The organism is Haloferax sp. S2CR25, from assembly GCF_031624535.1.
Lineage (GTDB): Archaea > Halobacteriota > Halobacteria > Halobacteriales > Haloferacaceae > Haloferax > Haloferax massiliensis.
Map to the genome: position 1 here is coordinate 460637 of NZ_JAMQOO010000003.1, position 10740 is coordinate 471376.

8 protein-coding genes are annotated in these 10740 nt (G+C 65.6%); 2 read left to right on the forward strand and 6 right to left on the reverse strand.

The genetic code is table 11. The features are described from left to right. Positions 1–6: 6 nt before the first annotated feature. Positions 7–1365 (reverse strand): aminotransferase class III-fold pyridoxal phosphate-dependent enzyme, encoded by a 1359-nt coding sequence (locus NDI65_RS10495; RefSeq protein ID WP_089780373.1) that lies wholly within the window; start codon positions 1363–1365, stop codon positions 7–9. A gap of 194 nt (positions 1366–1559) precedes the next feature. Further along, complete coding sequence (locus NDI65_RS10500; protein ID WP_089780371.1) at positions 1560–3194, reverse strand: BCCT family transporter; 1635 nt, start codon at positions 3192–3194, stop codon at positions 1560–1562. Between the two features lie 452 nt (positions 3195–3646). On the opposite strand from NDI65_RS10500, the gene NDI65_RS10505 reads away from it, so the two are divergent. Beyond that, positions 3647–4300, forward strand: coding sequence for a hypothetical protein (locus NDI65_RS10505; protein ID WP_089780370.1), 654 nt, complete (start codon positions 3647–3649; stop codon positions 4298–4300). A gap of 76 nt (positions 4301–4376) precedes the next feature. On the opposite strand, the gene NDI65_RS10510 is transcribed toward NDI65_RS10505, so the two are convergent. Beyond that, entirely contained in the window at positions 4377–4763 is a 387-nt protein-coding gene (locus tag NDI65_RS10510; protein ID WP_310893641.1) for a Rid family detoxifying hydrolase, read from the reverse strand. A 42-nt stretch (positions 4764–4805) separates the two neighbouring features. Continuing rightward, entirely contained in the window at positions 4806–6185 is a 1380-nt protein-coding gene (locus NDI65_RS10515) for an aspartate aminotransferase family protein (protein ID WP_089780367.1), read from the reverse strand. A gap of 158 nt (positions 6186–6343) precedes the next feature. Between NDI65_RS10515 and NDI65_RS10520 the strand changes: the two genes are divergently transcribed. Then, the gene (locus NDI65_RS10520; protein WP_089780365.1) at positions 6344–8011 is read left to right on the forward strand and encodes an aldehyde ferredoxin oxidoreductase C-terminal domain-containing protein; all 1668 of its coding nucleotides are present in this window, start codon (positions 6344–6346) and stop codon (positions 8009–8011) included. Between the two features lie 51 nt (positions 8012–8062). On the opposite strand, the gene NDI65_RS10525 is transcribed toward NDI65_RS10520, so the two are convergent. Together NDI65_RS10525 and NDI65_RS10530 are read right to left on the reverse strand one after the other, a co-directional pair. Then, positions 8063–8860: an IclR family transcriptional regulator C-terminal domain-containing protein gene (locus NDI65_RS10525; protein WP_089780362.1), complete on the reverse strand. Its 798-nt coding sequence runs from the start codon at positions 8858–8860 to the stop codon at positions 8063–8065. A gap of 685 nt (positions 8861–9545) precedes the next feature. After that, positions 9546–10349: an inositol monophosphatase gene (locus NDI65_RS10530; RefSeq protein ID WP_089780360.1), complete on the reverse strand. Its 804-nt coding sequence runs from the start codon at positions 10347–10349 to the stop codon at positions 9546–9548. Positions 10350–10740: the final 391 nt, after the last annotated feature.

Sequence of the window (10740 nt, forward strand, 5' to 3'; positions counted from 1 at the left end):
CGACGCTCACGCGGGCACTTCGGTCGCCACGGCGTCCATCGCCTCGCAGAAGATGCCCACGCCCATCTCGATTTCGCGCTCCGTGGAGTCGAGCGGGGGCAGGAGGCGAATCGTCTTCTTCCCGCAGCCGAGGGTGAGCAGACCGCGGTCGAGCGCCGCCTCGACGACGGCGTCGCGGCGCTGTTTGGTGTCGAACTCGACGGCGAGCATGAGCCCCTTGCCGCGGATATCGACCACGTGGTCGGGCGCGTCGTCGGCGAGGAGTTCCTTCGCCTGTCGGCCGCGCTCGGTCGCGTTGTCGAGCAGGTCGTACTCCTGGATGGCGTCGAGCGTGAGCGCGCCCTGCATCGACGCGAGCAGGTCGCCGCCGCCGAACGTCGACCCGAGGCGGTTCTTCTCGGTCGGGAAGACCTCGGACCGCGAGACGGTCGCGCCGACGCGGAGGCCCTTCGCGCTGGCGATGACGTCGGGTTCGATGGGGTAGTGGTCGGCGGCCCACATCTCGCCGGTGCGACCGACGCCGGACTGAATCTCGTCCACGACGAGCGGGATGTCGTAGGTGTCGCAGACGTCGCCCACCTCGGCCATGAACGCCTCGCTCGGGAAGCGGTACCCCCCGACGCCCTGAATCGGTTCGAGAATCGCGAACGCCACCTCGTCGGGGTTGACGTGGCCGCCCTCCGGCGACAGCGAGCTCCGCAACTGCGACCCGTCGCCGGCGAAGAAGCCGCAGTCGCAGGTCTCGGTCGAACAGCCCGAATCCGCGCAGAACGGCACCGTCTCGATGCCCGCGACCTGCGGGTAGTGGCGGGTGTAGACCTCCTTCGACTTCGTGAGCGAGAGCGTCCCGAGCGTCCGCCCGTGGAAGCTCCCCTCGAAGGCGTAGCCGTACTTCGCGGGGGCCTTGCGGTCGTGGGTTATCTTCATCGCGTTCTCGACGGCCTCGGCCCCGGAGTTCGACAGGAACACCGTGTCCATCCCGTAGTGAGAGGACACGTCGGTGAGCTTGTCCATCAGGTGACTCGACCCCGGGAACTCGGCGGTCTCGGGGTCCGGTCCCGCGCCGAAGTACATGTCCTGACCGGCGATTTTCATCGGCTCGACGAGGTCGAACTCCCGGAGCTTCGACAGCACCTTCTCGTTGTTGTAGCCGAGCGGGGCGGCCCCGATGTGACAGGTGAAGTCTAGGAGGACGTTTCCGTCCACGTCGGTGACGAACGGGCCGTCGGCCTCGGCGGTCACGTCCCAGACGAACTCGTGGGAGTACTCGCTGGGCGCGGCGTGCTCGTGGTGGAACTCGACCCACTTCTCGGCGTTGGGTCCGGGCAGCGCTGCTGCGTCCGGCTCTGCGGTATCCCTATCCATACACAGGATTTGTTAATGGTGTACATTAAAACTTGGTATCTCAGGAACGACCGTGTGGGTCTGTTCGCGACGGTCGGGTCGACCGCATCGGCCGCGCCGCCGGCGCTCGCGGTCGGAACCGGGCCGCAGAGAACGGAGACGGACGGCGACGGGGACAGAGACGGGGACGGAACGACGTTCGGCTTGATTCGGCGTCAGTCGTCGTCGTGGCTGGAGACGTTCGCGGCCGGCGCTTGCCCGCCGGTCGACTCCGATTTCCCCCAGAGGCTCGTCTCGTCTTGGAGGAGGAGGCTCCCGTAGTCGTCTTGGAAGGTGTTGATGAGCCCGAGCGTCGCAACCACGCAGATAATCGCGAACGGCGCGCCCGTGATAATCGCCGCGGACTGCAGGGCGTTCACGCCGCCGACGACCATCAGGATGGACGCGACCGCGCCCTGAAGCACGGCCCAGAAGATGCGGTTGAGTGCCGACGGCTCTTCCTTTCCGCCGGTCGTCATCATCGACACCGCGAGGGTCGACGAGTCGGCGGAGGTAACGAAGAACGTCGTCACGAGCACGAGGAACGCGAACAGGAGGAGCGGCCCGGCGATGGGGAGGTTACCGAAGAGGACGTACCCCGAGACCGCCTCGCCGTACTCCGAGACCGGTCCGAGGACGTTCGCCGCGCCCGTGTGCTGCATGATGACGCCCGCGCCGCCGACGATGGCGAACCACGGGACCGTCGCCAGCGAGGTCGCGCCGATACCGGCGAACGCGACTTCGCGGACGCTCCGACCGCGCGAGATGCGGGCGATGAACAGGCCCGCGAAGGGCGACCACGCCAGCGGCCAGAGCCAGTAGAACACGGTCCACGCGTTGACCCACTTGGTGGCGCTGGTCGCGGTGGCCTGCGTGAACAGGCTCATCTCGAAGAAGTCGCCGACGAAGCCACCGGTCGCCTGCGTGCCGAGTTCGAGGATACGGAAGGTCGGCCCGAATATCAGCGTCGCCAGCATCAACAGGGAAAACAGAGCCATGTTGAAGTTCGAGAGCCGGCGAATCCCCTTGTCGACGCCCAACACCAGCGAGACGGTGAAGATGACCACCATGCCGGTGATGACGAGGACGGTCCCCACGTCGCCGAGTTGGATACCCCACTGGAAGTTCAGGCCGGTGATGAACTGGCTCCCGATGAAGCCCAGCGAGGTGGCGACGCCGCCGAGCGTCGCGAACACGGCGAGGATATCGACGACTTTCCCTATCGCGCCGTCCACGTTGTCCGCGCCGAGAATCGGCGTCAGAACCGCCGACACTCGAAGCGGCGCGTCGTAGTTGTAGACGAAGTACCCGATGGCGAGGCCCATCACGGTGAAACACGACCACTGGGTCAGACTCCAGTGGAAGATTGAGTACTGGACCGCGAGCGGCATCGCCGCCGCCGACTCGGCTTGGGCCCCGTACAGCGGCGGGACCGACGAGTAGTGGAACAGCGCCTCGGCGGGCCCCCAGAAGACGATACCCGCCGCGAGCCCGGCGGAGTACATCATCGCGAAGTACGAGAGGAAGCTGTACTCGGGGTCCTCGTCGCCGAGCTTCAGGTTCCCCCACGGCCCGAAGATGACGAAGCCCAAGAACAGGACGAACCCGAGCATCGCCAACAGGAAGAACCAGTTGAACGTGGCGAGAATCCACCGGCGAATCCCGAGGACGAAGTCGTAGGAGGCCTCGGGGTTGAGACTGAACGCGCCGACGAAGAGCAGCGTTATCGCCGCCCCGAACGCGAACACCACCGGCTCGATTTCGTCGAGGAACTCACCGACCGCGCCGTTCGAGGAACTCACCGCCGACACCCCCCGAGCGCGGGAGCGCCCTCGGCCCCCGTCTGGACGGGACCGCCACCTCTCAACTGTCTGGTCGAGGCCCGCGCCCCGTGCTGTGCGACACGACGACCGTTGCACGCGTGTGCTATGGTATGATCTGTCATACTATCGCTCCGCCGGACACCATGCTACGTGATGTCTCACATCACGACAAGTGCGTACATTCCCAATAAAATTTGTGGTTATCGGTAACGCCGAGAACGAAATCCGTTTACAAACGGTCGAAAAGTCGCCGACACGGCGCGGGTGAGCCGTCTCGTCGCAGTCGGGGCGGCGCTCTCGACGCCCGTTGTCTCCTCCTCGCTCGCCCGTTTCACACGAACTGTAGACAGACCGCCGGAACTCGCCGGACTTTGGCCCGTTTCGGCCGAATATCCGGTCCGTTCGTAACGCTTAATCGAATTCGTACACGCGTTCTGTATATGGCAAACGACGGCGACGGAACGGACGGCACCGACGACCTCGCTTACGCCGCCGACCGCGGTCGCGGTATCCTGACGCCGAGCGACCGCGAGTTCCTGCTCGGCCGGAAGACCGACTACACCGACCACTCGAAAAAGCAGAAGCGAAACCGGATTCGGCGCCGCCTCCGCAACGCGATACTCGATTTCACCATCCTCTTCGAGTCGCTCGAAGACCGCGACCGAGAGACGGTGTTCAACCCCGACGCCGCCGACCGCGAGGCGTACACTCGGGGCATCACCGATATGCTCGCCTTTCTCCACCTCGGGACGATGGGCTACTACACGCCGTTCAAGGACATGCTCGCCGAGGGCGTCAACAAGGCCGAACAGGAGCTCGCTGGCTCCGACTACCGGATGGTCACGGTCGATTTCAACGTCGAACCGGTCGGTCAAATCGACGTCGACGCCGTCATCGATAAGCTCGAACGCGGCGCGTTCGACCAGCTCACCGACGAGGAGTTACAGGCGTTCGTCAGGCTCCTCGCGGAGTCCGACGACTTCTCCGCGACCGACCTGCGCGCCGACATGAAAGCGCAGATGTCCGAGTTCGTCGACCGAATCGACGCCGCGAACGAGCGGCGCGACCGCCGGGTCGACGAACTGAACGACTGAACCGCGGTTCGTCGGCCTCCACGGGTCGGCGGCCGTGCGGCCGGGACGCGGCCGGGTGCGCCCCAGGCCCCGCGACCTACCCGAGATACGCTATCGCGTCCATCTCGACCCGCACGTCGCCGGGCAGTCGCGCGACCTCGACGCAGACGCGGGCCGGCGGCACCTCGTCGAACCGCGCGCCGTACGCCTCGTTGACCCGCTCGTAATCGTCGAGGTCGGCGACGTACACCGTCAGTTTCACCGCGTCGTCGAGACCGTCGCCGCCGGCCTCGGAGACGACGGCCGCGATGTTGTCGAGCACGCGGTCGGTCTGTGCCTTGATGTCGCCGTCGACCTCCTCGCCCGTCTCGGGGTCGACCGGGCCGTAGCCCGAGACGTAGAGCGTGTCGCCGGCGACGACGCCCTGCGAGTAGGGGTTGTCCGTGCGCGGGGCGTCGTCCGTGGTGACTCGTTCCGGTGGCATCGTGGTGTGCGTGAATCGTGTGGTGTGCGCTTAGCGCGCGACTCAGAGCCGCTGTTTCTCGGCCGTGACCGCCTCGATACCGTCGGTGATGACGTCGAGCGCCGTCTCCGCGAGGTCGCGGGTGAGCACGAGCGGCGGAAGCAGACGCAGGATGTTGCCGTGCCGGCCGGCCTTCCACACCAGCACGCCGCGCTCGAAGCAGTACTGCTGGAGCGCGTCGGCCGCGTCGCCGTCGGGGTTGCCGTCGGCGTCGACGAACTCCGCGGCGATGAACAGCCCCCTCCCGCGAACGTCCACGACTCGGGGGTTGTCCTCTGCGACCTCGGAGAGCCGACCGCGGATGTACTGGCCGAGGTCGCGAGCGTGCGCGAGGAGGTCGTGTTCCTGGATGTACTCGATGGCGCGGGTGCCGGCGCGCATCCCGACGACGTGGCCGCGGTACGTGCCCGCGTGGTCGCCCGACCCCCACGTGTCGAGGTCCTCGTGGTAGATGGTCGCCGACAGCGGGAAGCCGGTCCCGCCGAGCGCCTTCGCCGAGGTCATCACGTCCGGCGTGACGCCGTACCACTCGCTGGCCCACCACTCGCCGGTGCGCCCGAGGCCGCTCTGAATCTCGTCGAACACCAGCGGCACGTCGTTGTCGTCGGCGATGTCGCGGAGACCCTTCAGGAAGCCCTTCGGCGGGGTGACGACGCCGCCTTCGCCCTGAATCGGCTCGACGAAGATGCCCGCCGGGTTGGCGAGGCCGCCGTAGGGGTCCTCGAAGATGGCCTTGACCTCTTCGAGACAGTGGTCGACCGCCTCCTGCGGTCCCTTGCCCATCTCGACGGTGTTCGGGTAGGGCGCGTGGACCACGTCGGGGAGGAGCGGCGAGTAATCGCCCTTGAACTTCTTGTTGCCGGTGAGGCTCATCGCGCCGCTCGTCGCGCCGTGGTACGCGCCGCGGAAGGCGACGAGACCGGTCCCCCCGGTGTTGTACTTGGCGAGTTTGATGGACGCCTCGATGGCGTCGCTCCCCGTCGGGCCGCCGAAGACGACGCGGTTGTTCCCGCGGAGTCCCTCGGGCGCGATTTCGTCCAACTTCTCGATGAGGTCGAGTCGCGCCTCCGTCGGGAAGTCGACGGTGTGGACGAACTTGTCCGTCTGCTCGTGGACCGCGTCGAGGACGTACGGGTTCGAGTGCCCGACGTTCAGCACGCCGATGCCGGCGAACATGTCGATGAAGGTGTTGCCGTCGGCGTCGCGCACCGTCGCGCCCTTCCCGCTTTCGAACGCGATGGGGATGTCTTCGGGGTACGAGACGGCGCTGCTGTCGATTCGCTGTTGCTTTTCGAGGAGTCGCGTCGACTTCGGCCCCGGAACGTCGCCCACGCTCGGCGCGTCGTCGAAGTGCAACTCGTGAATCGGCGGACCTGCGACCATACCTCCACCCATGTAGAACAGTCATAAATAATTTGTCCACGATTCCTATTGATAACGTACACAGTATCCGGTTTCGGAACCGGCTTCCCGTGGTGGTTTGGTTAGCGACACGACAGTAACCACAATGGATTTGTGCGAGGCAACTCCTTCTTTTTCCAATGTTACACTCGAAAGGTCCGCTTCTCACGGTCGACTTGGGAGACGAGACGAGTCGGACGGAAGACATCGACGGGATTCTCGAATCCTACGTCGGCGGACGCGGGGTGGCCACCCGACTCGCCCACGAGCGCGTTCCCTTCGACGTGGACCCGTTCAGCCCGGACAACCGGGTCTACTTCAGTACCGGCCCGATGCAGGCGTCGAACATGAGCTTCACCGGCCGGACGAACTGCACCAGCGTCTCGCCTTTGACCGGCGGCCTCTGCTCGTCGAACGCCGGCGGGTTCGTCTCGCGGAACTTCGCGGACGCGGGCTACTCGGCGGTCGAACTGACGGGCACGAGCGACGAACTGGTCGTCCTCCACGTCACCGACGAGGGCGTCGAGTTCGAGGCCGTCCCGGACCTCGCCGGCGCGACGGTCCCCGAGACGGTCGCGTACCTCGACGACGAACACGGCATCGAGGCCGACCGGACGATGGTCGTCGGCCCCGCCGGCGAGAACCTCGTGCGCTTCGCCTCTATCATGACGAGCGAGGAGCGCGCGTTCGGCCGCGGCGGTCTCGGCGCGGTCCTCGGGTCGAAGAACGTGAAGGCGCTCACCTTCGGCGGCGACTCTGCGCCGGACATCGAGATTCCGTCGTCGCAGATGGAGATTCACCGCGAGGCCGCCACCGACGACCACATCATGAAGCGTCAGGGGACGGTCGCCGTGCTGGACCTCGCAAACGAGATGGACGGGCTCCCGTCGTACTACTTCTCCGAGCGCCACTTCGAGGGCGCGGAGGGTATCAACGGCGACGCCGTCGAGGAGAAGAAGTACAAGAAGGGAACCTGCTCGGCCTGCGCGTTCGCGTGTAAGCTCCCAACGAGAGACGAGGAAGCGGGCGTCGAGACCGAGGGCCCCGAGTTCGAAGTCACCATGGCGTTCGGGTCGAACTCCGGCGTCGACGACATCGTCGAGGTGATGAAGTCGAACGAGCTGTGCGACCGCTACGGCCTCGACGCCATCTCGGCCGGCAACACCGTCGCGGCCTACCTCGCCAGCGAAGACGAGTTCGGCAACACCGACCTCATCCACGACCTCGTGGAGAAAATCGCGCTCCGGGAGGGCGTCGGCGACGACCTCGCGGAGGGAATCGCCCGCGTCCACGACGACCTCGGGGTGGAGAACTGGACGGTCAAGGGGATGGACTTCGCCGCCCACGAGGGGCGCGTCCTCCACGGACAGGGCCTGTCGTACGCCGTCGCCAACCGCGGCGCGGACCACATGTACGCGGTGTTCTACTCCCAGGAGTACCCGCTGGTGGGTAAAGACGACGCCTACCCGCCGGAGGGGTTCGAGGGCAAGCCCAAGCGCCTCATCGAGAAGGAAAACCAGATGGCGCTCAACGACAGCGGCATCGTCTGCAAGTTCTCGCGGGACTTCATGACCCCCGAGCGCTACGAGATGCTGTTCGGTGCCGACTTCGAGGACCTGCTGGCGGTCGGCGACCGCATCGTCACGCTCGAACGGCACTTCAACAACCAGCGCGGCTTCGACCGCGGCGACGACACGCTCCCGTACGCCGACGAGTTAGACGGGTTCGAGGCGGCGCTCGAAGCGTACTACGAGCGTCGCGGCTGGACTGACGACGGCGTCGTTCCGTCCGGAAACGTCCCGGCGTAACGCGTCCGAGTACCGCCCGACGGATTCACCGCCTCTCTCGCCCTCTCGTTTTCACTCTTCGTTCGGCTCGCTCGCTTGGGTCTGGTACAGTTCCGCGACGCCCTGTTCGAACCGCTCGGCGGCGCGTTCGAGCAGTTCCACCTGCGTCGCCCGCGTCTCCTCGTCGACGACGTACGCCGGGCCGCTCAGGTTCAGCGACCCGTACACCTCGCCGCGCGGCGACTTTACGGCCTTCCCGATGGCCCAAAACCCCTCGACCGCCTCGCCGCTGTTCTCGGCGTACCCCCGCTCGCGGACGGTCGCCAGCTCCGCGAACAGCTCGTCCTCGGTCGTGATGGAGTCGTCCGTCGCCGCCGGAAGCCCCCACCGGTCGATGATTTCCCGCACCCGCGTCTCCGGGTACTCGGCGATAATCGCCTTGCCGGAACACGTCGTGTGGACGTGGAACGGACTGCCGTCGATGAGAAACCGCGGAGAGTTCGCGAATTCGAGGTCGCCGTACAACGAGACGATGCGACCGTGTTCTTCGACCGCGAAGTCCGCGTCCATCGACGACTCGCTGTCGAGCCACGAGACGGTCTCCTGCGCGACGCGGTAGTACTCCTTGCGCGTCCTGACGTAGTCGCCGAGGTGGCAGAACTTCGCCCCGAGGTGGTACTCGTTGTCGACGTTCACGACGTAGCCGTACTCGGCGAGCGTCTTGAGGTGAGCGTGGACCGTGCTCTTCGCGAGGCCCGTCGCCTCGACCAGCTCGCTCATCGTCGCCCCCTCCAGTTCGAGGATGTGATCGACGAGCGCCAGCGAGGCGGCGGTCGTCTTGAGCACGCCGGACGGGTCGTGTCTATTCATGGAGGGGAGTCAACGGTCAGGGGTTAAAGCTGTACCTCCGTTCGAGGCTGCCGTCGTGCCGACCGGCGACGGCGACGCTCGAACTGGGCGCTCGCTTGTGAACGAATCGCCCCGACTCATCTGCCATCTGACCGTTCCGCAGGGTCGAACATTTATCAGCAATCGCCGAGTGTGACAATAGTTAACACGCGACTCTAAGCTGATTACGAAGCACCGAGATTGGAATTATCCGTTCCTCGGCGGGCGTCTCGGCTCGTCTGTATATACGTATTCGGAAGCGAGGAACGCCGCCTGTCCCGAGTCGCGCGAAATCGGGTTTCAGGGGCGAACGAGCGCCCGAAACGACCGCTTTCGACTAGATTTTCGGACGCGTGAACGTTTAAGTAACCTCTGCGACCGGAGACTCCCCCCGACTCGTCCCCCGTCCAGTCCGCTGACGCGCCGTCGCCGTGGTGTTCGTTCGTCGTCGATTCACCGCGCGTCCCCTTCGCACCGATTCATAACGGAACTGAGGTGTCGCCACGGTCGGCCGGCATCGTCCCGCTGCTGTCGTCGCTCTCTTGCCGCCGCTGTCGTCCTCGGCCCGCTCGCTCTCCCGCCCCATTACAGGCGTAACTGTGTAATTCGGTTGGTCACGGTCACGCCGCCACGGGCGGTTGTCGTAGACGCCGGAGCGTTGACGCCGCTATCGCGTCGCCTCGAACGCCGCCTGCGCCGCGTCGAGTACCTCGTCGTGTGCGCGCCCGTTGGACGCGACGAGGCCGGGCTGCCCCGGTCCCCACCCGTTCCCGTGAATGTCGGTTACTATCCCGCCCGCGCGCTCGACGAGGTAGGCTCCGGCGACGGTGTCCCACGCGTTCGGATGCTCGTCGAGTCCGATGACGGCGTCTATCGAGCCGTCGGCGAGTCTCGAAAGCGTTAGCTGCGTCGTTCCGAGCTTCCGCATCTCCCCGAACGTCCCGAAGACGTCCCCCGAAAGCCGTTCGATTCCCGGTCTGTCACCCTCCCGGTACCGAAGCGTCGAGGAGACGAGAAAGGCGCTGGTGTTCGGTTCGTCGTTGACCGAGATGGGCCGTCCGTTCCGCTCGACTCGCGCCTCCGTGGCGACGTACGTGTCGCCCGTCTCGGGGGAGACGTTCACCGCCGCAATCGGCGTCTGGTCTTCGACGACGGCGACGCTCGTCACCCACTCGCGGGCCCCCCGCGTGTAGTTTTGCGTCCCGTCTATCGGGTCGATAATCCACGCGTAGCCCGACTCGGGGACGGTCTTCAGTTCGTCTTCCTCCTCGCCGACGACCGCGTCGTCGGGGAACCGCTCTCGAATCTCCGCGATGACCCGCCGTTGCGTCTCGCGGTCGACCTCGGTCACGAGGTCGATTTCGTCGTCCTTCTGTTCGATGTCAAGTTCGGTCCTGAACCGCGCCGACGCGTGCTCTGCTCCCACTTCCGCGGCGGCGACTGCGACTGCTTCGCGGGGGTCTGCGTCCATGACGACTGTGCATTACGCGGCGAGAAAAAGCCTCGGACAGCGGACAGCGCTTCTGTCTCTCCGCCGCCGACGCCGACGGGTCTGGACTGAGGATGCCCGACAGAAGCGCCCGCGCGTACGGGTGTGCGGGCTCGGCGAACACCGTCACCGCCTCGCCCGCACAACCGGCCAATGATGCCGTCCCCGCCGCCGACGTTCCGCCTCGTATCTCGGTCAAATCTCGACGCTCGATATCCGCGACTGACGTCGTCTGGTCAGACTCTGTAGAACGACTCAGTTCGAGTATCATATGGTATATATACAACATAAATTTACTATTAATAATGAGTTTGGTAGTTGATTGTCACAATATGTGGGGTCCCGTGAGTGGCCGTCGTCTTCGCACGAGATG

What these genes read in the sequence shown, in the direction of transcription:
- NDI65_RS10515 (WP_089780367.1), bottom strand. Translation starts at nt 6,185, where the DNA reads ATGGTCGCAGGTCCGCCGATTCACGAGTTGCACTTCGACGACGCGCCG.
- NDI65_RS10520 (WP_089780365.1), top strand. Translation starts at nt 6,344, where the DNA reads ATGTTACACTCGAAAGGTCCGCTTCTCACGGTCGACTTGGGAGACGAG.
- NDI65_RS10495 (WP_089780373.1), bottom strand. Translation starts at nt 1,365, where the DNA reads ATGGATAGGGATACCGCAGAGCCGGACGCAGCAGCGCTGCCCGGACCC.
- NDI65_RS10505 (WP_089780370.1), top strand. Translation starts at nt 3,647, where the DNA reads ATGGCAAACGACGGCGACGGAACGGACGGCACCGACGACCTCGCTTAC.
- NDI65_RS10525 (WP_089780362.1), bottom strand. Translation starts at nt 8,860, where the DNA reads ATGAATAGACACGACCCGTCCGGCGTGCTCAAGACGACCGCCGCCTCG.
- NDI65_RS10510 (WP_310893641.1), bottom strand. Translation starts at nt 4,763, where the DNA reads ATGCCACCGGAACGAGTCACCACGGACGACGCCCCGCGCACGGACAAC.
- NDI65_RS10530 (WP_089780360.1), bottom strand. Translation starts at nt 10,349, where the DNA reads ATGGACGCAGACCCCCGCGAAGCAGTCGCAGTCGCCGCCGCGGAAGTG.